The sequence below is a fragment of the Microbacterium songi genome (genome assembly GCF_042747925.1).
GTDB lineage: Bacteria > Actinomycetota > Actinomycetes > Actinomycetales > Microbacteriaceae > Microbacterium.
This window is the reverse complement of the sequence record NZ_JBHZIE010000001.1, coordinates 370,743-392,554: the sequence shown is the minus strand read 5'-3', so window position 1 is coordinate 392,554 and position 21,812 is coordinate 370,743. Positions and strand designations below refer to the sequence as shown.

Annotated in this window: 18 protein-coding genes and 2 tRNA genes; 5 read left to right on the top strand and 15 right to left on the bottom strand. The window is 69.4% G+C overall.

All coding sequences use genetic code 11. The features are described 5' to 3' along the window. Positions 1-15: 15 nt before the first annotated feature. The 13 genes from ACFM35_RS02025 to ACFM35_RS01965 form a co-directional block, all read right to left on the bottom strand. On the bottom strand, positions 16-594 hold the full coding sequence (locus tag ACFM35_RS02025; RefSeq protein WP_378837699.1) for an isochorismatase family protein: 579 nt from the start codon (positions 592-594) through the stop codon (positions 16-18). Continuing rightward, positions 591-2,894, bottom strand: coding sequence for an MMPL family transporter (locus tag ACFM35_RS02020; RefSeq protein WP_378837697.1), 2,304 nt, complete (start codon positions 2,892-2,894; stop codon positions 591-593). The genes ACFM35_RS02025 and ACFM35_RS02020 overlap by 4 nt, the downstream gene beginning before the upstream one ends. A gap of 93 nt (positions 2,895-2,987) precedes the next feature. Then, positions 2,988-3,428 carry a hypothetical protein gene (locus tag ACFM35_RS02015; protein ID WP_378837695.1) on the bottom strand — a complete coding sequence of 147 codons (441 nt, stop codon included), beginning with the start codon at positions 3,426-3,428 and terminating at the stop codon, positions 2,988-2,990. Positions 3,429-3,488: 60 nt separating this feature from the next. After that, positions 3,489-3,561 (bottom strand) — tRNA-Thr (locus ACFM35_RS02010). A gap of 92 nt (positions 3,562-3,653) precedes the next feature. Beyond that, the gene (locus tag ACFM35_RS02005; protein ID WP_378837693.1) at positions 3,654-5,231 is read right to left on the bottom strand and encodes an alpha/beta hydrolase; all 1,578 of its coding nucleotides are present in this window, start codon (positions 5,229-5,231) and stop codon (positions 3,654-3,656) included. Continuing rightward, complete coding sequence (locus ACFM35_RS02000) at positions 5,228-6,415, bottom strand: DNA polymerase III subunit delta' (protein WP_378837690.1); 1,188 nt, start codon at positions 6,413-6,415, stop codon at positions 5,228-5,230. Before ACFM35_RS02000 ends, ACFM35_RS02005 begins: the two co-directional genes overlap by 4 nt. Before the next feature lie 62 nt (positions 6,416-6,477). Further along, on the bottom strand, positions 6,478-7,095 hold the full coding sequence (gene tmk, locus ACFM35_RS01995) for a dTMP kinase (protein WP_378837688.1): 618 nt from the start codon (positions 7,093-7,095) through the stop codon (positions 6,478-6,480). Then, complete coding sequence (topA, locus tag ACFM35_RS01990) at positions 7,092-9,815, bottom strand: type I DNA topoisomerase (protein WP_378837685.1); 2,724 nt, start codon at positions 9,813-9,815, stop codon at positions 7,092-7,094. Before topA ends, tmk begins: the two co-directional genes overlap by 4 nt. A 103-nt stretch (positions 9,816-9,918) precedes the next feature. Then, positions 9,919-10,272 carry a helicase gene (locus tag ACFM35_RS01985; protein ID WP_378837682.1) on the bottom strand — a complete coding sequence of 118 codons (354 nt, stop codon included), beginning with the start codon at positions 10,270-10,272 and terminating at the stop codon, positions 9,919-9,921. Then, positions 10,272-10,565, bottom strand: coding sequence for a TadE family type IV pilus minor pilin (locus tag ACFM35_RS01980; protein WP_378837680.1), 294 nt, complete (start codon positions 10,563-10,565; stop codon positions 10,272-10,274). The genes ACFM35_RS01985 and ACFM35_RS01980 overlap by 1 nt, the downstream gene beginning before the upstream one ends. Positions 10,566-10,609: 44 nt before the next feature. Next, positions 10,610-10,855, bottom strand: coding sequence for a DUF4244 domain-containing protein (locus ACFM35_RS01975; RefSeq protein ID WP_378837677.1), 246 nt, complete (start codon positions 10,853-10,855; stop codon positions 10,610-10,612). Between the two features lie 72 nt (positions 10,856-10,927). Continuing rightward, positions 10,928-11,827: a type II secretion system F family protein gene (locus tag ACFM35_RS01970; protein ID WP_378837675.1), complete on the bottom strand. Its 900-nt coding sequence runs from the start codon at positions 11,825-11,827 to the stop codon at positions 10,928-10,930. Then, entirely contained in the window at positions 11,824-13,002 is a 1,179-nt protein-coding gene (locus ACFM35_RS01965) for a TadA family conjugal transfer-associated ATPase (RefSeq protein ID WP_378837673.1), read from the bottom strand. The genes ACFM35_RS01970 and ACFM35_RS01965 overlap by 4 nt, the downstream gene beginning before the upstream one ends. Positions 13,003-13,512: 510 nt before the next feature. Between ACFM35_RS01965 and acs the strand changes: the two genes are divergently transcribed. Beyond that, entirely contained in the window at positions 13,513-15,483 is a 1,971-nt protein-coding gene (acs, locus tag ACFM35_RS01960) for an acetate--CoA ligase (protein ID WP_378837671.1), read from the top strand. Positions 15,484-15,563: 80 nt separating this feature from the next. Here acs and ACFM35_RS01955 read toward each other — a convergent pair whose 3' ends face one another. Further along, positions 15,564-16,031 carry a RidA family protein gene (locus ACFM35_RS01955; RefSeq protein WP_378837669.1) on the bottom strand — a complete coding sequence of 156 codons (468 nt, stop codon included), beginning with the start codon at positions 16,029-16,031 and terminating at the stop codon, positions 15,564-15,566. A 1-nt stretch (position 16,032) separates the two neighbouring features. Further along, entirely contained in the window at positions 16,033-16,248 is a 216-nt protein-coding gene (gene sp36, locus ACFM35_RS01950) for a Sp36 family protein (protein WP_378837667.1), read from the bottom strand. A 107-nt stretch (positions 16,249-16,355) separates the two neighbouring features. Between sp36 and ACFM35_RS01945 the strand changes: the two genes are divergently transcribed. The 4 genes from ACFM35_RS01945 to ACFM35_RS01930 all read left to right on the top strand — a co-directional run bounded on the left by ACFM35_RS01945 (position 16,356) and on the right by ACFM35_RS01930 (position 21,777). Further along, positions 16,356-19,052 (top strand): transglycosylase domain-containing protein, encoded by a 2,697-nt coding sequence (locus ACFM35_RS01945; RefSeq protein ID WP_378837664.1) that lies wholly within the window; start codon positions 16,356-16,358, stop codon positions 19,050-19,052. After that, positions 19,049-19,975 carry a metallophosphoesterase gene (locus ACFM35_RS01940; protein ID WP_378837661.1) on the top strand — a complete coding sequence of 309 codons (927 nt, stop codon included), beginning with the start codon at positions 19,049-19,051 and terminating at the stop codon, positions 19,973-19,975. Before ACFM35_RS01945 ends, ACFM35_RS01940 begins: the two co-directional genes overlap by 4 nt. 116 nt (positions 19,976-20,091) lie before the next feature. Then, positions 20,092-21,615: a hypothetical protein gene (locus ACFM35_RS01935; RefSeq protein ID WP_378837659.1), complete on the top strand. Its 1,524-nt coding sequence runs from the start codon at positions 20,092-20,094 to the stop codon at positions 21,613-21,615. An 88-nt stretch (positions 21,616-21,703) separates the two neighbouring features. After that, a tRNA-Pro gene (locus ACFM35_RS01930) sits at positions 21,704-21,777 on the top strand. Positions 21,778-21,812 lie beyond the last annotated feature (35 nt).

Below are 21,812 nucleotides of genomic sequence, written 5' to 3'. Positions count from 1 at the left end.
GTGGTGGCCCCCGGGTCAGACTCCGGAACGGGCGAGCTCGACCCCGGCATGGGCCAGTTCTGCCAGCGCGGCCTCGCTCGAATCGGGGTGCACGCCGGCGATGAGGTCGGTGAAGACGCGGACCCGATGACCGAGCGACACCGCATCCAGCGCCGAGGCGCGCACGCAATAGTCGGTGGCGAGACCCACGACGTCGATGTCGAGGATGCCGTGCTCCCGCAGCAGCTGCGCGGCGGTCGTTCCGTCGTCGGCGACGCCCTCGAACAGCGAATATGCGGGCTTTCCCTGACCCTTCTTGAGGTGGTGGGTGACCGCGCTCGTGTCGAACACCGCGTCGTAGTCCGCACCGGCCGTGCCGGCGACGCAGTGCACCGGCCAGGTGTCGACGAAGTCGGGGGTCGCGGAGAAGTGCCCGCCGTTGTCGTCCTCTCCGTGATGCCAGTCACGGGACGCGGCGATCGCCGCGTACTCCCCGGCATGCTGCGCGAGGTGACGCGAGATGCGTTCTGCGACGGCGTCCCCGCCGTCGACGCCGAGCGCCCCGTGCTCGGTGAAATCGTTCTGGACGTCGACGATGAACAGTGCGCGGCTCATGAATCGAGCGTACGTCGATAGTCGGCGCGCGTCATGGGCACGTCATCCCCCGTCGCTCCCTCCACAACGGGATCCGCCGCGACCGGAACACGGACAGCGGGTGCCGCGGCATCCGTCCCCTCGTTCCGGGAGAGCTTCGAGGGCCACCAGATCGCGCGACCGACGTCGTAGGCCGCCGCCGGGACAAGCAGCGAGCGCACGATGAAGGTGTCAAGCAGCACGCCGAACGCCACGATGAACGCCAGCTGCGCCAGGAAGAGGATGGGGATCACACCCAGTGCGGCGAACGTGGCCGCGAGGACCAGGCCGGCCGACGTGATCACGCCCCCCGTGGCGACCAGCCCGCGCAGGATGCCGCGACGCGTGCCATGGGCGAGCGACTCCTCGCGCACCCGGGACATCAGGAAGATGTTGTAGTCCACCCCCAGCGCGACGAGGAACACGAACCCGTAGAGGGGAACCGAGGGATCGGCCCCGGGGAAGTCGAGCACGTGGTCGAACACGAGGGCGCTCACTCCGAGTGCTGCGCCGAAGGACAGGATCACACTGACGATCAGCAGCACGGGGGCGAGGACCGCACGGAGCAGCAGCATCAGGATCAGGAGGATGACCACGAGCACCACGGGGATGATGACGGAGCGATCGCGGATCGCGGTGTCGTTCGAGTCGACGTCGGTCGCCGTCACGCCGCCCACCAATGCGGTGCCGTCGCCGAGCTGATCGGCCAGAGTGACCCTCAGGTCGCGGACCGTCTGCTCGGCGGCCGCCGAGTCCGCGGTGTCGGTGAGAGTACCCACCACGAGAACGTCTCCGTCCGAGACGGTCGGCGCGGGTTCCGGAGTTCCCGGAGGACCTGCGGCAGTGAACACCGGCGTGCCGTCTTGAACGGTGACGGTCGCCTGTCCGGTGGGCGAATCCTCGGAGGCCACGGCCACGGAATCGACGCCGGAGCTGCTGTCGAGCACGTCGACGACGCCGGCGAGCTCACCTTCGGCCACGACGACGTACACGGGGCTGCCCGAACCGCCGGGGAAGTGCTCCGCCAGCACCTGCTGCCCGTCCCGCGCCTCGGAGGCGCCGAGCACCAGATCGCTCGAGGGCACGCCGTCCGCCTTCAGCTGCGTCAGACCGACGGACGCGCCGAGGAGGACGATCGTGCAGAGGATCCAGATCGGCCGCGCATGCCGCGAGACGAACCGCGCCTGACGTGGCCACAGACCCTTGACCGGCTTCGAGAGATCGTCGGGGATCGTCGCGATGGGGTGCTTCGGAGCGAAGGGCCAGAAGGCCGCGCGGCCGAACAGTGCCAGAAGGGCGGGAAGGAAGGTGAGCGCCGACAGCACCGCGAAGACGATGCCGATCGAGGCGATCGGCCCGAGGGCCTTGTTGGTCGCGAGGTCGGAGAGGAGGAGGCAGAGCAGGCCGGCGATGACGGTGCCGCCGGAGGCGAGGATCGGCTCGAAGGCGCCCTTCCACGCACGCAGGGTGGCATCCCACCGCCGCTCGCCGTCCCCGATCGCTTCGCGGAATCGCGCGACGTACAGCAGTGCGTAGTCGGTCGCGGCGCCGATCACGAGGATGAAGAGGATCCCCTGCACCTGCCCGTTCAGGACGAAGACCTCGGCTTTCGCCAGCCACCACACCGTCAACAGCGCCACACAGAGGGCGAACACAGATGTCAGGAGCACGAGGACGGGCAGAAGCGGCGACCGGTAGACGATGATCAGGATGATGAACACGGCGCCCAATGCCGTCAAAAGCAGGATGCCGTCGATCCCCGTGAAGCCCTTGACCAGGTCTGCCGTGAACCCCGCGGGCCCCGTCACCCACGCCTGCAGGCCCGCGGGCACCTCGGCCTGCACGACCGCGCGCACGGCATCGACGTTCTCCTGCACCTCACCGCTCGCATCAAGGGGCACGAAGATCTGCACCGCTTCCCCGTCTTCGGAGACGATCGGCGGCGAAACGCCCTCCAGGACACCCTCCACGTCGGCCACGTCATCGGCCAGTGTCTGGATGTCGGCGATCTGCGCGTCGGTGAGAGCCTCCGTGCCCGTCACCACGACGACGGCGGGGATGCTGTCATCCCCGAGGAAGTCCGTGAGGCGTTCACTCACCTGTGTCGCGTCGGCGCTGCTCGGGAGGAAGGAGGACTGGTCGTTCGATGCGACCTCATCCACCTTGCCGAAGTACGGACCGCCGATCGATCCGCCGATGAGCCAGATCAGCACAAGGACCACCGGGATGCCGATGCGCAGCCATCGCGCGGGGGTCGTGCGGCCGTGACGAGGATGATCCATTTAGCTAGCTTATCTAGCAAGTAGTCATCGCGCCATCCGACTTTCTCGATCACCGCCCGTGAGGTGAGCTGCGCAGGCCTCCTCGACCCGACGTCACCCGCGGGCGAAGAGAACGATCCAGGAGACGACGAGTGAGACCATCCCCACGGCGAAGAGCCCGGACGCCAGCAGGACCGTCGCCCGCACCGCCGGCGAGCCCGGCGTCACCCGCATGCGGTTCGTCCACCCGCGCCTCGTGTAGATGTCGACCATCCCCCGGCTGCCGAGCAACGCATGCTGCTCGTGCGTGAGGGGCGCCTGGTTCACCCCACCGTCCTGATCGAACCAGCGCACCACCAGCCGGTGCTCCTGGATGTTCGGAGCGATGTCGGGGGTCGGCCCGTCCTCTTCATCGAGGTCTTCGACCACCGCTTTCACCGAGATCCAGGTACCGTCGGCGAGGTGCAGGATGAGCGCGAGGACCGCCAGCACGATGCCGACGCCGAGCCCCACCCACGCGAAGATCTCGAGGATCGCGTCGAGCGTGTTCGACATCGCGCCTCCCGTCTCCGGATACGGCGAAGGGGCCGCGGTCCGCGACCCCTTCTGAAACCGAGCCGCCTGTCAGAATCGAACTGACGACCTTCTCATTACGAGTGAGATGCTCTGCCGACTGAGCTAAGGCGGCGCGCCCCGCTCACGCGTTGCACGATGACCAATCCTACAGGTTCGCGGGACACCCCGCGAACCGGTGGAACGGAGGGCGAAGCGTCCCCCGCCTCACTCGCAGCGCAGGCCGTCCTCGGGGACCGTGCCGTCGAGGAAGTACGTCTCGACCGCATCGTCCACGCACGCATTGCCCTTGTTGTAGCCGGTGTGCCCCTCGCCGACGCGCGTGACGAGGACGCCCGAAGACAGCTGATCGGCCAGCGAGACCGACCACTCGTAGGGCGTGGCGGGGTCGTTGGTGGTGCCGACGACCACGATCGGTGCCGCGCCGTCCGCGGCGATCGGTTCGCGCACTCCGGTCGGAGGGTAGGGCCACTGCGCACAGGCGTCGGGGCCCGACCAGTAGGGAGCGACCGTCGGCGCCTCCGCCGCGATCTTCGCGTCGGAGGCGTCCTTCTGCTCCTGCGTCGCGTCGTCGGGGTAGTCCATGCAGTTGTAGGCCCGGAACGCCTCGGTGGAGTTGTCGTCGTACTGCCCGTTGCTGCGCCCGTAGTAGAAGTCCGCCAGTTGGAACGCCACGTCCGAGTTGCCCTGCAGGACGTCCGAGAGCGCCGTGGTCAGGTAGGTCCAGCTGTCCTGGGAGTAGAGGGCAGCGATGATCGCCGTCATGAGCGAGTCGGCCCCGAGCTCGCGACCATCGGACGCGCTGATCGGCGTCCTGTCGACGCTCGCGAGCAGCGTGCCGAGGTCGGCCATCGCCTCGTCGACCGTGCCGCTGAACGGACAGTCGCTCCCCGACAAGCAGTCGGACATGTAGGCGCGGAGGGCCGACTCGAACCCGACCGCCTGCGTGGTGCTCACGTCGAGACCCGACACCGACGGGTCGATCGCGCCGTCGAGGACGAGCCGGCCGACGCGCTCCGGGAAGATCTTCGCGTATGTCGCGCCGAGGAATGTGCCGTAGGAGTAGCCGAGGTAGTTCAGCTTCTTGTCGCCGAGGACGCCGCGGAGCAGATCCATGTCGCGGGCGGCGTTGTCGGTCGTGATGTACGGCAGGATGCCGTCACTGTTCGCCTCGCACGCGTCGGCGAACGCCTGGTTGCGGCTGTCGAGCTCTGCGGTCCACGCCTCTGATCCCCGGGGATCCGCGGGGATGTCGAACAGGTAGGCGTCCATTTCGGTCGCGTCGAAGCAGCGCACCGCCGTGGACTCGCCGACCCCTCGAGGATCGAACCCGATGACGTCGTAGTTCTGCTGCAGCGCATCGCCCACGGCGAAGGAGAGGGAATCTCGGATGAGCGCGACGCCGCTGGCTCCGGGGCCGCCGGGGTTCGTGAGCAGCGAGCCCTCCGCCGTGCCGGTCGCGCGGTGCCGGATGACCGACAGTGCGACGTCTCCCGTGGCCGGATCGGACCAATCGAGGGGAGCCCGCACGTCGGTGCACTCGAAGCCCGACCCGCACGACGTCCACTCGAGTGTCTGCTCGTAGAACGGCAGCAGGTCGGCGTCAATGCCGTCGGTGTCGGGGGCTGCGCTCGCGGTGGACGCCGACGTCGGCGCACTCTCGGGGATGAGGGAATAGAGGCATCCCGACAGGGCCAGCGTCGCGGCGACGAGGCCTGCGATGACCGCCACCCCGCGACGTGTGCGGCCGAGACGGTGGGGGCGGTGCGACGATTCGTTGGTCACGGTGTCCTTCCGCTCGCGACGGTCACGAGCATGCTTTCGAGTGCGAGGGTGGGCGCGACGTTCTGTTCGAGATTGCGGCGCGTCTCGGAGATCTGATCGAGCACCGTCATGGTGCGCGCGGGCGCCCAGGCAGCCGCCAGGGACCGCAGCTCCGGCTCGAGCTCGCGGTTGATCAGCCCGTCGTCACGGCCGAACTGCAGCAGGACGACGTCGCGGAACAGCGACTGCAGGTCGGTGAGCACGCGGTCGATGCCGTCGCGCAGGCTGCGCGTTGCGCGTCGCTTCTGATCGTCCTCGAGGGCCGAGACCTGGGAGCGGACGGCCGGAGGCACGGCGGCGCCCTCCGGGACGCCGACCGTGCGCAAAAGGCTCGAGCGCTCCGCTTCGTCACGCTCGGCGGTCAGTGCCTTCGCATCCTCGGTGGCCGCCTGCACGACCCGCCCTGCGACGTCGACCGCGTCGCCGACGCTGCGGACGCTCAGGACTCCGCGGAGTGTGTCGTCGCGGCGCGCGCGGGCCGCGGCATCCGTCGCCAGCCTCTGAGCCATACCGATGTGGCGTTGTGCGTGCCGCGCCGACTGCTCGGCGACGGCGGCATCGACGCCGGTGCGCTGCATGATGAGACCCGCCACGTCGGAGACGCTGGGCTCGCGCAGCCGGAGGGCGCGCACGCGCGAGCGGATCGTCGGGAGCAGATCGGCGTCGCTGGGAGCGCAAAGCACCCAGACGGTGCGCTCGGGCGGCTCTTCGAGAGCCTTCAGGAGCACGTTGGACGTGCGTTCGGTCATGCGATCCGCGTCTTCGACCACGATCACGCGATAGCGCCCGATCGCCGGCGAGAAATAAGACCGCTCGACCAGAGCACGCGCGTCCTTGATGGTGATGATGACACCCTCGGTGCGCAGCGATGTGAGGTCGGGATGAGTGCCTGCGAGAACCTGCCGCATGGCCGGCTCGTCGCCGGGGTCGGCGATCAGCGCTGCGGCGAAGGCATACGCCAGGGTGGATCGGCCGGAGCCGGGCGGGCCGGTGATGAGCCATGCGTGCGTCATGCCCGCGGCGTCGGATGCTGCGCCCCGAAGTGCGGCGACGGCATCGTCCTGCCCCCAGACGTCGGCCCACGGGAACGGCTCACCGGCGCGGGAAGACGCATCCACCGCCCCCACCGTCGCGACCGCGTCCATGCCGTCCAGCCTAACCGCGGCCACCGACGCGACCGGCCATGTCCCTGTGCCCGCGGTGGCGGTCAGAGCAGGCTCGACACCCTCGCGCGGACGGAGGTCGCGAGCACGTCGACCGGGAGTGCGGCATCGAGGACGAGGAAGCGTGCGGGCTCGGCGTCCGCCAAGGCGAGGAACTCCGCACGCACCCGCTCGTGGAAGGCGCTCTGCTCGGATTCGAGGCGGTCGAAAGGCTTGTCGTCGGCGTCGAGCCGCTGCCGGGCGCGAGCAGGATCGAGGTCGAGCAGGACCGTGACGGCCGGCAGCAGACCGCCCGTCGCCCAGAGCGACAGGTCGCGCACCTCGTCACGGCCCAGCACCCGGCCGGCACCCTGGTACGCGACCGACGAGTCCAGGTAGCGGTCCTGGATGACGACCTCGCCGCGCTCGAGAGCGGGTCTGACGAGAGTGTCGATGTGCTGAGCGCGGTCGGCCGCGTACAACAGCGCCTCGGCGCGCGGCGCGACCTCCCCGCGGTGGTGGAGGACGATCTCGCGGAGAAGGAGCCCCACCTCGGTTCCGCCCGGTTCGCGTGTTCGCAGCACCGTGCGCCCGGCATCCGTCAGCCACTCCTCCAGAAGCGATGCCTGCGTCGTCTTGCCGACCCCGTCGCCACCCTCGAACGTGACGAACAGTCCGCTCACGAGGTCTTCTTCGCCGGGGCCTTGCGGGTCGTCGTGCGCTTCGCGGGAGCCTTCTTCGGTGCCGGACCCTTCGCGCGCTTGTCCGCGAGCATCTGAACGGCGATCTCGTACGTGATGTCGGCCACCGTCTGCCCGCGGGGGATGGTGACGTTCGTCACACCGTCGGTGACGTACGCGCCGAAGCGCCCGTCTTTCACGCGGATGGGCTTCTCGCTGACCGGGTCGTTGTCGAACTCGGCGAGAGCGCTCGAGGCCTTGCGTGCGCCGTACTTGGGGAGCGCGTAGATCGCCAGCGCCTGCTCGAGCGTGATGTCGAAGATCTGCGCCTCCGTGTCGAGCGAGCGCGAATCGGTTCCCCTCTTCAGGTAGGGCCCATACCGGCCGTTCTGGGCGGTGATCGGCTCGTGCGACTCGGGATCCTCGCCGACCACCCTCGGCAGCTCGAGAAGCCGCAGCGCCGTCTCGAGGTCGATCGTGTCGACCGACATGGACGAGAACAGCGACGCCGTGCGGGGCTTGGGCGCGACCTCTTTCTTGGCTCCGCGCTTCTTGGGCGGCTCGATCACCTCGCCGGTCGTCTCGTCGACGCCGCCGGGCTCTTCCGGCAGCTGCTCCTCGATGTACGGGCCGAAGCGTCCGTCCTTGACGACGATGATGCGTCCGGTCTCGGGGTGCTCGCCGAGCACCCGGTTGCCGGCGACGGGAGCGTCGATCAGCTCCTGGGCCTTCTCGGATGTGAGCTCGTCGGGTGCGAGGTCCTCGGGGATGTTGACGCGACGCGGCTCCGCTTCGGGCGCCTCGGGGTCGATCACGTCGAGGTACGGGCCGTACTTGCCGAACCGAAGCGTCGTGGTGTCGCTGATGCGTGTGGCGTTCAGTTCCCGCGCGTCGATCTCGCCCAGATTGTCGACGATGTTGCGGAGCCCGACCTGTTCGTCGGACCCGTAGTAGAAGGAGCGCAACCAGTCACCGCGCTGCTGCTCCCCACGGGCGATCGCGTCGAGGTCCTTCTCGACATCGGCTGTGAAGTCGTAGTCGACGAGATCGGCGAAGTGCTCTTCGAGCAGGCGCACCACGCTGAAGGCGAGCCAGCTCGGCACGAGAGCCTGGCCGCGCTTGGTGACGTAGCCGCGATCGAGGATCACATCGATGATGCTGGCGAAGGTCGACGGACGCCCGATGCCCTTCTCCTCGAGCGCCTTCACGAGGCTCGCTTCGGTATAGCGCGGCTTCGGGTTGGTCGCGTGCCCCTTCGCTGCGATGTCGCGGACATCGAGGCTGTCGCCCACAGCGAGCACCGGCAGGGACTGGTCGTCCGCCTTGTCGGCGTCGGCGCGCTTCTCGTCCTGGCCCTCTTCGTAGGCTTCGAGGAAGCCCTTGAAGGTGTAGACCGTGCCGGAGGCGGTGAACTCGGCCGTCTGGCCACCCGCGGCGACCGCGAGCGTCACCGTCGTGGTCTCGTACTTCGCGTCGGACATCTGGCTGGCGACCGTGCGCTTCCAGATCAGGTCGTACATCCGCTGTTCGTCGCGATCGAGCTGGGACGACACCGAGGCCGGGGTACGGAAGGTCTCGCCCGACGGGCGGATGGCCTCGTGCGCCTCCTGCGCGTTCTTGCTGTTGTTCCGGTACACGCGGGGATTCAGGGGCACCGCCTTCGACCCGTAGAGGGCGACGGCCTGCTCACGCGCGGCCGTCACGGCCTGCGTGCTCAGCGCGGTCGAGTCGGTGCGCATATAGGTGATGAAGCCCTTCTCGTAGAGTCGCTGGGCAACGCTCATCGCGTGCTTCGCGCTCATCGAGAGCTTGCGTCCGGCTTCCTGCTGGAGGGTCGACGTGGTGAACGGCGCCCGGGGGCTGCGCGTGCCGGGCTTGGCTTCGATGCTGGTGACGGATGCCTCGCCCGCCGCCTCGATCGCCGTCGCGAGCTCGGCGGCCTGCGCCTCCGTGAGCACCAGGACGGCCTTCTTCAGCTGACCACGGTCGTCGAAGTCGGAACCGCGGGCCAGCGGGGAACCATCGACCCGCGCCAGACGGGCGAGGAAGGATTCTGCCCCCTTGGCTGCACGCGCCTCGACATCCCAGTAGGACGCCGAGACGAAGGCCATGCGTTCGCGCTCGCGCTCGACGACCATGCGGGTGGCGGCGGACTGCACCCGGCCGGCGCTGAGCGCCGCGCCCTCGCGGCCGCTGCCGACCTTGCGCCACAGCACCGGGGAGACGTCCCAGCCGTACAGACGATCGAGAACACGTCGAGTCTCCTGCGCGTCGACGAGCGCGAGGTCGAGGTCACGGGTGTTCTCTGCGGCGGCGCGGATCGCGTCCTTCGTGATCTCGTGGAAGACCATGCGCTTCACCGGCACCTTGGGCTTGAGCACCTCGAGCAGGTGCCAGGCGATCGCCTCACCCTCGCGGTCCTCATCAGTGGCGAGCAGGACCTCTTCGGCCGTCTTGACCGCGCGCTTCAGTTCGGCGACGGTCTTGGTCTTGCGATCGTTGACGACGTAATAGGGGTCGAAGTCGTTGTCGACGTCGATCGAGTACTTGCCGTAGGACTCCTTCTTATCCGCGGGGATGTCCTTCTTGCTGGCGAGATCGCGGATATGTCCGACCGAACTCAGCACCTCATAGTCATCGCCGAGGTATCCCTGAATCGACTTCATCTTCGTCGGGGACTCTACGATGACGAGCTTCTTGCCGTGCGGCGCTCCTTGTGGCACTGATGGTCCTTTCGTCGTTGCACACCATACACACCGCAGGCTGTGAGAGGCGCTGTGAGCTGCGGCGCCGGGGGCACGATGTCACGGCGTCGAGACAACCCCGTCAGCGCGCTTCCGCGGGCGCCCCCGTCGGTGCGGTGACCGGCGGTGGTCCGGCGCGAGCGGATGCCGCGGCCGGCAGCCGGGCGAACGAGCCCGCCACGCTCACCGTGGCGATGAGACCGTCCACCTCGCAGCGCTCGAGAGCCGCACCGGAAGCGGCGGCGACCTCCGCCGCGCGGTCGCAGGGCGCACCCGCGACCGCGCCGGATGCGGCGTCCGCCGCGGCCAGGGCCGCGGCATCCGCGGCCCCGGCGAGCTTCTGGCCGTAGACGGCGCCGGCGCCCGAGATCACGAGCCCGCCCGCAAGAGTTGCCGCACACGCCAGGACGCCGACCGCGAGCAGGGCGCCTGCCATCAGCGCCCCCCGGCGAGGGCGCAGCTGGTCGCGTGCAGCGCGCCGAGCGGCGGGATGTCTCCGCTGGCGGTGACGCAGACGAGGTCGTCACGGCGGTCGATCGCCATCGAGCCGCCCACCGCCGCCACCGCCCCGGACACGCGGCCGTCGGACTCGCCGCGTCCGGCCAGGCGGGCGGCGTCGGCCGCGGCATCCTGCAGACGCACCTGCAGCGCACAGGCGTTGAGGGCCGCCGCGCTCAGGAGGAGCACAGCGACGACGGCGGGGAGCGCCACGGCGAACTCGGCGACCACAGCGCCTCTCTCGTCTGAGGACCGCCGTGCTCGCCCCCGGCGCATCATGCGACGGTCAGAGCACGTCGCACCAGGTCGGTGAGGATGCCGCGCACCTCGTCGCTGCGCATGATGACGACGAGCAGCCCGGCGAATGCGACGGCTGCCATCGTGGCGATCGCGTACTCCGCGGTGGCGGCACCGGTCTCATCGGTGAAGAGGGTCGCGGCGCGTCGACGGCTCAGACGAGGAAGCGCTCCACCGGGGTCGACGGGGTGGGCACGGCGGAAAGGGCGGCGGGGATCGGACATGTGATTCTCCTTCGGGGTCGAGCGATGTGTGGGGCGGGCACGGTTCGGGGCCGCGAACGGGCGCGGCGGAGGTCAGATCCGGATCGAGGTGGATGAGAGGACGCTCAAGAGCATCGGCGCGACGCCGAGTAGGAGGAATGCCGGCAGCGTGCAGACCCCCAGAGGGAGCAGCAACTGGGAGGACAGTGCCGCAGCCTTCATGCGGCCGTCGGTGCGTGCGCGATGGCGGGCCAGCGACGCCGAGGCCCGCAGCAGCTCGACCGCGGGCACTCCGGCGTCGCGGGAGAGCGCGAGAGTTTCGTCGGTCGACTCGTCGGCCGCCGTCGGATGTGCGCGTGACACGATCGACCGTGCTCGATCGATCGAGACGCCACCGCTCAGCCCGATGGCCAGGAGCTCGGCGTGCAGCCCCGGGATTCCGGGTGTCGGACGCGCTCGTCGGACCAATCGTGACGACCAGCGCCGGGCGGCCACGATGAGGGCGATGCCCGCGACCAGGCACGCCATGCCGAGGGGACTTCCCACGAGCATCCCGAGCGTGTCGAAGCCGAGCGCGATGCCCAGCCCGACGGCGACGAGCGGCAACAGGCCCATCAGCCGCGCGGTACCGGCCGGCTCGGCCAGCGCGACCCGGACGTCGTCGGTCGTCTCCTGCGCGTCACGGAGGGCCACGGCGACGCCGCGGAGCGAGGCTGCCAGCGGGGCGCCCACGGTCGTCGCCACGTCCCACGCGGCGGCCACCTCGGTCCACGCTCCACCCAATCCCGACACGGCGGCGGCGACCGTGGCTCCGGAGTCCACGGCGGCGTGGACACGAACGGCCGCCGGATCGCCGGAGGCAGCGAGGTGCATCCACGCGCGTGCGGGCGAGACCCCGGCCTGGAGGAGCACAGCCAGGCGCAGCACGGTCTCGGCGGTGGCGGCGGCATCCGGACCTCTCTGCTCTCGTACGCGTCCTGCGCGACCGATCATCCGCGCGACACCGTCCCTGACGTGCGGCGCCGCGCACGTCGTCCCGGAGCGTCTATCACGGCCTCGCGGACGACGCGCAACCGCCCCCGCTCGTCGACGCCGGGACGCCCGATGCCCTGCAGCAGACGCCGCCCATCGGCGCCGCGGCCGATGTGCAGCACCCAGTGGATCGCGCTGACCACCTGCCGCGCCAGTGCACGATCGTCGAGCGAGGCGAGCGCGCCGAGTGATTCCAGTCGCGCGGCGACATCGTCGAGCCCGTTCGCGTGCACGGTGCCCGCTCCCCCGTCGTGCCCGGTGTTGAGCGCGGAAAGGAGTTCGCGGACTTCATCGCCGCGGCATTCGCCCACGACGATGCGGTCGGGCCGCATCCGCAGCGCCTCGCGCACGAGACGCGCGAGGCCGATGGCCCCCGCGCCCTCCAGGTTCGGCTGGCGGGACTCCAATCGCACGTGATGCGGGTGATCGATCGCCAGCTCGGCGACGTCCTCGATCGTGACGATCCGCTCATTGGCCGGCACCTTCGCCAGGAGCGCGGCGAGCAGTGTGGTCTTGCCCGCCCCGGCCGCACCCGTGATGAGGATGTTCTCCCGACGCGCGACCACCGCCTCGAGCCACACGCGCGTCGCCGCGTCGAACATCCCGAGCGACTCCAGTTCGTCGAGATCGGCCCGATCGGGCCTCGAGATGCGGATCGAGATGGCAGCGCCCTCTGACGCGACGGGGGGAAGCACCGCGTGCACCCGCAGCCCGCCCTCCAGGCGGACATCGACGCACGGGGAGGCGTCATCGATGTGCCGGCCGCCCAGTCCGATCAGGGCGACGGCGAGATCGCGCACTTCGGGAGCGGTCGCCCGCCACGCGGCCACGGGCGCCGGGCCCTCCCCGCGATCGACGAACAATCCGGCACTGCCGTTGATGAAGAGGTCGGTGACGTCATCATCATCGAGGAACTCCGCGATGGGCGCGAGCATCGGATGCTTCGGAATCGCCGTCCTCCGCGTCCTCCGATGCCGCGCCTCCTGCCGATCGGCTGTCGCGGACTTCTCGCGGTCGTGATCCGGCTCCTGGCTGCCGACGACCGCCGGGGCCCGCCCGCCGCGCGAAAGCACCGGTTCCGTCGTCGGCGCGGGCGGCGCGGAGTCGCGCGGCTGGACGACGAACGGTTCGGTCATTCCTCGACGCTAGGAGCGCGCCGCGTCCCCGATGGTGGCCGTGCGCCTGATCGTGGACAACGCGGTTCACTCGAACGCTGGGGAGGAGGAGCCTTCGCGAGTGTGCGGCGGCGGCGGCGTTCGCCCGAGCCGGTGGGGGCGCCCGGCGCGGCCGCCGCGGGCACGACGCCGAAAAGAAGGGCGGCATCCCATGGGGGGAATGGGATGCCGCCACGAGCAGCACCGACGCAGGGGGGTGATCGTGTGCTGCTTTGCCAGAATCGAATGTTCGGCCGGAGGAGATACTACGCATTTTCCTGCGCTGATTCCAACGCACGCGCCCCGGGTCGCCGATATATCGCTCACGCCGCGAATCCGGCGCCCGTCCGCCGCCCCCCGGAGGGCACGAGGCATCCCAACTATCGGCGGTAGTGACCGTCGGATCGCGACGGGTAGATTGACCGTGCTCGGGGCCGCTCGGCGATCGACGAGCACGACGACACCATCTTCTCCGCCGCAAAGGAGCGCCGTATGAGCAGTCAGATCGACCACCTCTTCTCCGAAACCCGCCGGTTCCCGCCGACCGAGGCGTTCACGGCCGATGCCGTGGGCACGGCCGAGCTGTACGAACGTGCGGCGGAGGACCGCGAGGGATTCTGGGCCGACCAGTCACGCGCATTGCTCACCTGGCACACGCCCTTCACCCGGGTGCTGGACTGGTCCAATCCTCCGTTCGCCGAATGGTTCGCCGACGGCGAGCTGAACGTCGCGTACAACTGCCTCGACCGCCACGTCGAGGCAGGCACCGGCGAGCGGACGGCGTTGCTCTGGGAGGGCGAGAACGGCGACGCGCGCGCCGTGTCCTACCGCGAACTCACCACCGAGGTGAAGCGCGTCGCGAATGTGCTCACCGACCTGGGGATCGGGCAGGGCGACCGCGTCGCGATCTACCTCCCCATGATCCCCGAGGCCTTGGCGGCGATGCTCGCCGTCGCCCGCGTCGGCGCGATCCACTCCGTCGTGTTCGGCGGCTTCTCGGCGGACAGCCTGCGGTCACGCATCGACGATGCGGGCGCGCGCCTGGTCATCACCGCGGACGGCGGGTATCGCAAAGGCAAGGTGTCCGCGCTCAAGCCCGCCGTCGATCAGGCGCTGGCGGACCGCAACGGCTCGGGGGTGCAGGAGACCGTCGAGCACGTGCTGGTCGTGCGTCGCGGGGGCAACGACGTGGCATGGCAGGACGGACGCGACGTCTGGTGGCACGACGTCGTACCCGCAGCATCCGACGTCCACGAGGCGAAGCCGTTCCCCGCCGAGAACCCGCTGTTCATCCTCTACACGTCCGGCACGACCGGAAAGCCGAAGGGCATCCTCCACACGTCGGGTGGCTACCTCACGCAGGCCGCATATACGCACCGGAACGTGTTCGACCTCAAGCCCGAGACCGACGTCTTCTGGTGCACGGCGGACATCGGCTGGATCACCGGCCACTCCTATGTCACGTACGGGCCGCTCGCCAACGGAGCGACCCAGGTGCTGTACGAGGGAACCCCCGACACCCCCCACCCCGGTCGGTGGTGGGAGATCATCGAGAAGTACAAGGTGTCGATCTTCTACACCGCGCCCACCGCGATCCGTTCCTTCATGAAGATCGGCCGCGCGGTCCCCGAGAAGTTCGACCTCTCCTCCCTGCGGCTGCTCGGGTCGGTGGGCGAGCCCATCAACCCCGAAGCGTGGATGTGGTACCGCACGGTCATCGGCGCCGACAAGACCCCCATCGTCGACACCTGGTGGCAGACCGAGACGGGGGCGATCATGATCTCCGCGCTCCCGGGGGTGACCGAGACCAAGCCGGGCAGCGCCCAGGTCGCCATCCCCGGCATCTCGATCGATGTGGTGGGCGACGACGGCGCGGCGGTGGGCGACGGCAACGGAGGACTCCTGGTCGTGACCGAGCCGTGGCCGAGCATGCTGCGCGGCATCTGGGGCGACCCCGAGCGCTTCGTCGAGACGTACTGGGAGAAGTTCGCCGAGCAGGGCTACTATTTCGCCGGCGACGGCGCGCGGCTCGACGAAGACGGCGACATCTGGCTGCTGGGACGCGTCGACGACGTGATGAACATCTCGGGACATCGTCTCTCGACCGCGGAGATCGAGTCGGCTCTCGTGGCACACGAAGCCACGGCCGAGGCGGCCGTGGTGGGGGCCTCCGACGAGACGACAGGCCAGGCCGTGGCCGCGTTCGTGATCATCAAGCAGAGCTACCTCGCCGCCCACTCCCCCGACGGCCTCGCCGCGGCGCTCCGGGCCTGGGTCGCCGAGCAGATCGGGCCCATCGCACGGCCGCGCGACGTCTACATCGTGGAGGAGCTGCCCAAGACGCGCTCCGGGAAGATCATGCGACGTCTGCTGCGCGATGTGGCGGAGGGCCGGGAAGTCGGCGACACCACCACGCTCGCCGACACCGCCGTCATGAGCGTGATCTCGGCGCAGGTGCGGTAGTCGCGAGGAAGGACGGATGCCCCGGACCACGTTGTCCGGGGCATCCGCTGCTCGTCGGCGGCGTATTCGCCCGCCACAGGTCACACGAAGGTGAAGACGACCTCGACCTCGACGGGCGAGTCCAATGGCAGGACCGGAACGCCGACCGCTGACCGCGCGTGGCGACCCTCGTCGCCGAAGATCTCGCCCAGAACCTCGCTCGCTCCGTTGATCACTCCGGGCTGCCCGGTGAACTCGGGGACGGATGCCACGAACCCCGTGATCTTCAGCACCCCGGTGAGGCGATCGACGCCGCCGACGACGGCGGCCGCCGCAGCGAGCGCGTTGAGTGCGCTCTGCCGCGCGTACGTCTTCGCGTCCGCGGCGGACACGAGGCCGTCCGCCTCGCCGACCTTGCCGGTCGCCGGCAGGGATCCCTGCACCATGGGCAACTGGCCCGACGTGAACACGAGGTCGCCGTGTGCCTTCGCGGGAATATAGGCCGCCACCGGCGGGACGACGTCGGGAAGCGTGATCCCGAGCCCGGCCAGCGTGTCCGACACCGTCATCTCACTGCCCCTCGAACTGTCGCGCGGCCTGAGCCGCAGCATCCAGCCCCGCATTGTCGGTGCCCCCACCGGAAGGACGCTTCAGGTACGCGACCAGACCCCCCTCGGGGCCGGTGACGACCTGCACGAGCTCCCAGCCCTGCTTGCCCCAGTTGTTGAGGATCGCGGCCGTGTTGTGGATCAGCAGGGGCGTGGTGAGATACTCCCACGTCGTCATCGAGACTCCTCGGGGGTCGGTGTACAAGCGGGGCGAAAGCCGGGAAGACGCGGGAAACGCAGAGCCTGTCAAGGCTTCCCTCAGGTAACTCCCTTACGATCAAGCCTATGCCTGATACCAAACGGACGGCCAGTGGCGTGCTCGGCGGCATCGCCGGAATGCTCGGTCTGAGCGTCGTCGCCGGTGTGCTGATCACCGCCACCGTCACCCCCGCCATCGCCGTGTCAGGCGCCGCCGCATCGAGCGCGATCACGATGTTCGACAACCTGCCCAGCATCCTCGACATCGAGGACCTCATGCTGCCGAGCACGATGTACTACACCGATCCCGCCACGGGCAGCCCGGTCGAGCTGGCCACCTTCTACGACCAGAACCGCTCCCCGGTGACGTTCGAGCAGATCGCCCCCGTGATGTACGACGCGATCCTCTCCAGCGAAGACCCGCGCTACTACCAGCACGGCGGCATCGACCTGATCGGCACCTCGCGTGCGCTCCTGCAGAACCTCCGAGGCGGCGGCGAGACCCAGGGCGGATCATCGATCAGCCAGCAGTACGTGAAGAACATCCTCATTCAGCGCTGCGAGTCCGACGCGACGTCCGACGAAGAGCTGCAGAAGTGCTTCACCGACGCCACCAACTCCAGCGGCACGGAGGGCATTCAGCGCAAGCTTCAGGAGATGCGCTACTCGATCGCGCTCGAGCAGAAGTACTCCAAGAACGAGATCCTGCTCGGCTACCTCAACATCGCCAACTTCGGCGGGACCACCTACGGCATCGACGCCGCCGCCCGCTATTACTTCGGAGTCACCGCGGCCGACCTCAACCTCGCGCAGGCGGCGACACTCGCCGGCATCGTGCAGAACCCGAACACGTACCGCATCGACAAGACGGGCGGCTCGATCACCGACGCCGCCGGTGTCACGTACAACAAGGCGCCCGACGGTTCAATCGACGACGTCAACCCCAACACGATCGCGGGCCTCAAGACGCTGCTCGACAACGGAACGATCACGCAGGAGCAGTACCTGGCCGCCGCCGACGGATACAGCGCGACCAAGGGTCGTCAGCTCTACGTGCTCAGCCGGCTCCTGGACGACGGGAAGATCACCCAGGAGCAGTACACAGAGGCGGTCATCGCCCCCATCACGCCGAACATCAATCCCTCGCAGACCGGGTGCGTCGCCGCCGGCGGCGCCGCGTACTTCTGCCAGTACGTCAAGAGCATCATCAAGACCGACGCCGCGTTCGGCGCGACGCAGGATGAGCGCGACAAGACGCTGCAGCGCGGCGGCCTGAAGATCTACACGACCCTGGACGTGCGGCTGCAGGCCGCCGCCGAGGGCGCGATGAACGAGTACGTTCCGACGTCGGTGGCGAACATGAAGTTCGGCTCGACCAACGTGAACATCGAGGCATCCACCGGTCGAATCCTCTCGATCGCCCAGAACACCAGATTCAGCGAGACCGCGGATGCTGCAGCCGACCCCAATCTCTCCTCGCTCGTGTACGCGGGCGACGTGACGCACGGTGGGTCGTCCGGATTCTCGGCGGGTTCGACGTTCAAGATCTTCACGCTCATCGACTGGCTCGAGAAGGGCCATTCGGTCAACGAGCGCCTCGACGGCCGTGTCCGCGTCATCGACAAGATGAAGGACAGCTGCGCGCCCGACGGGTCGGGCTACTGGTACAACGGCGCGAAGGACAAGATCGGCAACTTCGGCGGCGGCGGCGGCAACTACGGCACGCCGATGGACTTCACCGCGTCCTCCCTCAACTCGGGCTACTTCGCGATGGCCGAAGAGCTCGACCTGTGCGACATCCAGAAGGTCGCCACCAAGATGGGCGTGATGAAGGGCACCGGCGGCGAGGTCGACATGCACACGCAGTTCTCGGTGATCGGCTCGAACAACATCGCCCCGATCGCCATGGCCGGCGCCTACGCGACGGTCGCCAACAACGGCACCTACTGCCAGCCGAAGGTCATCGACCGTGTTCTGGACCGCAACGATGCCGAGCTCGCGATCCCGGCGACGACATGCACGCAGGTCATCGACCCGAAGGTCGCCGCCACCGCGGCGTACGCCCTGCAGGGTGTCATGAACCGCGGCGGCACCGGCGCCAACGGGAACCCGTACGACGGAACCCCCTTGCTCGGCAAGACGGGAACGCACGAGCAGCTGCAGACGTGGCTGGTCGAGTCGAGCACGAAGGTGACGAATGTCACCTGGGTGGGCAACTCCGAAGGCGAGGCCGATGTCTTCAAGAAGTACTACAACGGCAATGCCCTCTCGAACCTCCGCTATCTCGTGGGCAAGAGCGTGCAGCGCACGGTGGACGAGGTCTACGGCGGAGACGACTTCCCGGAGCCCGACAACAGCCTGACGCGTCGCGTGCTCAAGAACCTGCCGAACGTGGTGGGCCTGTCGGTGGACGAGGCGACGTCGCGGCTGGACGACGCCGGGTTCACGGTGAGCGTGGGTACGCCGGTCGACTCCACCACGGGTGCGGGCCTCATCGCCCAGCAGGACCCGGCCGGTGGTCAGGCCGTCGGCGGCACGACCGTCACGATCAGCCCGAGCACGGGTCAGGGAGTGTCCATACCCGACGTGAACGGGCAGTCGCTCGAGGCAGCGACGAGTTCGCTGAAGTCCGTGTTCGGCAACGTCACCATCGGCACGTGCACCGCCGACGGCAGCCTCGACGCGAACCGGAAGACCGCCAACGGGACGAATCCGGCCGCCGGCACGATGACCAACAGCGGTGCCGCGGTGAGCATCAACTACACCTCGAAGACGTGTCCGTGACAGCAGGTCCGAACGGCCGAGCCGCCCTCACCGCCCTTGCGACGGTGGGGGCGCTCGGCGCCGGGGCCGCGATCTGGGGCGTGGGTATCGAGCGCTACCTGTTCGCGACCCGGCGACACACCCTCCGCGTACTCCCCCCGGGGTCCTCACCGCTCAAGGTGCTGCATGTCTCGGACGCGCACATGGCCCCGTGGCAGCACCGCAAGCAGCAGTGGATCGCCGGGCTCGCGGCATTCCAGCCCGACCTGATCGTCAACACGGGTGACAACCTGGGCCACGTCGAAGGTCTCCGTGGTCTGCGGAGGGCCTTCGATCCCTTTCGCGGCATCCCCGGATTCTTCGTGCACGGCTCGAACGACATGTCCGCCCCCGGCCCGCGCAACCCGCTGAAGTACTTCACCGGGCCGTCCAAGATCCAGGCGGTCGAGCAGCCCCTCGACACGAACGCCCTCGACGCCTACCTCACAGACGACCTCGGCTGGCAGCGGCTCGACAACACCACCGCTGTCCTCGAGACGGCCGGCCTGCGTGTCAACGCCTTCGGCGTCAACGACGCGCACCGCGACTGGGACGACCTCGCCGCACTGCCTCCGCTGGTCGCCCAGCAGCCGAGCGCCGACCTGCGCATCGGCGTCACCCACGCCCCGTACCGCCGGGTGCTCGACGAGTTCACCGACCTCGGCGCCGACCTGCTGTTCGGCGGACACACGCACGGCGGCCAGGTTCGGATCCCCGGGTTCGGCGCCCTCGTCGCGAACTGCGACATCCCCCTGCGTCAAGCGCGCGGACTGAGCACGTGGACGCACGCCGGACGCAGCATCCCGCTGAACGTCAGCGCGGGACTGGGCCACTCGATCTACGCGCCCGTGCGTTTCGCCTGCCGTCCGGAGGCGTCGCTCCTCACGCTCCTGCCTCGCGGCTGAGCGCTCTCCTCCCCAGCGGCATCGTCGCGCCGACTCTCCACATCGAAGCCTTCCGCGGCTCACCGGCGCGACCCTCCGGCGCACGATCGACGTGACCCCGTCGAAAGGAAGCCGCGATGTCATCGTCCGCGCCAGCCCCCCTCCCTCTCGTGCGCACCGCCGTCGCGGCGATCGCGTGCGCGATCCTCATCGCCGCCGGTGCCGTCCTCTTCGCGCCGCCGGCCCACGCCGCCGACCAGGGCACGGGGTTCGGCACATGGGCTCCCCTGTCCGCCTCCGGGTGGCACGGGTCGATGGTGGTGGGCGGCGTGCACACCTACTGCATCCGCCCGGGGCTGCCCCTACCCACCGGGGAGTCGACCGACCACGGCGTCACCGCGGCGGCCGCCGGCCTGTCACCGCAGCAGTTGACCGGCATCAATCTGCTCGTGACGACCTACGGTCAGACATCCGATCCCGTGCAGGCGGCCGGGGTGGGCTGGGCCGTCAAAGCGATCGCCGACCGCTCTGAAGCCCTGCATTCCTGGGGATACCGCGGCGAGTCCCTGGCCGAGGCCGTGCGGTGGACCATGAATCATATGTCCCCGGCGCACGCCGAGGAGGTGGCTCGACTCGCCGAGAGGTACTACGCCGAGGGGATGAGTGCGGCCGTCGCCTCGAGTGCGGCACAGATCTCGCTGACCACCGATCCCGCGGATGCGCGCCGAGGGGTGGTGCGGTTCGAGGCCGGTGGCCCCGGCACCATCACCCTGCAGAACGCCGTCTTCGCCGACGGTGGCGCCGCGGCTCTCGCCGACGCGCGACCGGGTGCCGACTACGCGATCGTCTCCGCCTCACCCACCGGCGACGGTGCGCCCTACTCCGTCGACGCACGCGTCGAGGGGTCCGCAGGGTACGCGGCGGCCGTCCGGCACATCACCACGGACGGCGGGCAGGACACGGCGGGTCCCGGCGGTCCGTTGCGCTTCTCTGCCGAGACGACGGATGCCACGCCACGACCGGTCCTCTTCTCGCCCGTCCTGTCGACCCAGGTGATCGACGCCGAGGTCGACGGCGGCCCGTTCGTCGACGACGTGCGCCTGTCGGTCGAAGACGGCGTCTGGCCGCGCGCCGGCGACGGCAGCTTCGTCGCCCTGCGGGCCACCGCGCGCGTCTACCGCACCGATGCCCCACCTGCCGAGAGCCTGGGGGTCCCCGCCGATGCGACGCCGGTCGGGGATCTCAGCCTGACGAGCGATCCCGGCCGGGGCGCCGGCGTGTACCGCGTGGAGTCCGGGTGGGATCTTCCGGGGCCGGGCGTGTACACCGCCGTATGGCAGATCAGTGCGAAGGCTCAGGACGCGGGAGTCGCCGCCCACCTCGAGCCGGGCTACGCGTGGGTGGAGAAGTTCGGGGTCGCGACGCAGCAGATCTCGATCCTCGCTCCCCCGCCGCAGCCCACGCAGACGCCGGGCGTCCCATCCGCACCGCCGGCCGCGGAAGCACCGCCAGCAGCCGCTGCTGCCCCGCCGGCGCTCGCGGCGACCGGGCTCGATGACAGCACTGTGCGCGCAGGCGGTATCGGTGTGGCAGCGGTGATCCTCGGCTGCGCCGTGCTCGCCCACGTCGCGCAGCGACGACGGAGATCCGCGCTGCCGTGACCGCCTCGCGCTCCGATCGGGCGGCGATCACGTGGTCGGCCACGATTCGGCACTGCGCCGGGAAACGGGTAGACTCGGGGGGTTGCCACGGGGTGTGGCGCAGCTTGGTAGCGCGCGTCGTTCGGGACGACGAGGCCGCAGGTTCAAATCCTGTCACCCCGACAACGGAAGGGCTCCATCGCACCGCGGTGGAGCCC

Excerpts from the sequence above, each read along its gene's own strand:
- ACFM35_RS02025 (WP_378837699.1), bottom strand. The coding sequence starts at position 594 with ATGAGCCGCGCACTGTTCATCGTCGACGTCCAGAACGATTTCACCGAG.
- ACFM35_RS02020 (WP_378837697.1), bottom strand. The coding sequence starts at position 2,894 with ATGGATCATCCTCGTCACGGCCGCACGACCCCCGCGCGATGGCTGCGC.
- ACFM35_RS02015 (WP_378837695.1), bottom strand. The coding sequence starts at position 3,428 with ATGTCGAACACGCTCGACGCGATCCTCGAGATCTTCGCGTGGGTGGGG.
- ACFM35_RS01965 (WP_378837673.1), bottom strand. The coding sequence starts at position 13,002 with ATGACCGAACCGTTCGTCGTCCAGCCGCGCGACTCCGCGCCGCCCGCG.
- sp36 (WP_378837667.1), bottom strand. The coding sequence starts at position 16,248 with ATGACGACGTGGGAGTATCTCACCACGCCCCTGCTGATCCACAACACG.
- ACFM35_RS02000 (WP_378837690.1), bottom strand. The coding sequence starts at position 6,415 with ATGGACGCGGTCGCGACGGTGGGGGCGGTGGATGCGTCTTCCCGCGCC.
- ACFM35_RS01945 (WP_378837664.1), top strand. The coding sequence starts at position 16,356 with ATGCCTGATACCAAACGGACGGCCAGTGGCGTGCTCGGCGGCATCGCC.
- ACFM35_RS01935 (WP_378837659.1), top strand. The coding sequence starts at position 20,092 with ATGTCATCGTCCGCGCCAGCCCCCCTCCCTCTCGTGCGCACCGCCGTC.
- ACFM35_RS01970 (WP_378837675.1), bottom strand. The coding sequence starts at position 11,827 with ATGATCGGTCGCGCAGGACGCGTACGAGAGCAGAGAGGTCCGGATGCC.
- ACFM35_RS01975 (WP_378837677.1), bottom strand. The coding sequence starts at position 10,855 with ATGTCCGATCCCCGCCGCCCTTTCCGCCGTGCCCACCCCGTCGACCCC.
- acs (WP_378837671.1), top strand. The coding sequence starts at position 13,513 with ATGAGCAGTCAGATCGACCACCTCTTCTCCGAAACCCGCCGGTTCCCG.
- ACFM35_RS01955 (WP_378837669.1), bottom strand. The coding sequence starts at position 16,031 with ATGACGGTGTCGGACACGCTGGCCGGGCTCGGGATCACGCTTCCCGAC.
- ACFM35_RS01985 (WP_378837682.1), bottom strand. The coding sequence starts at position 10,272 with ATGGCAGGCGCCCTGCTCGCGGTCGGCGTCCTGGCGTGTGCGGCAACT.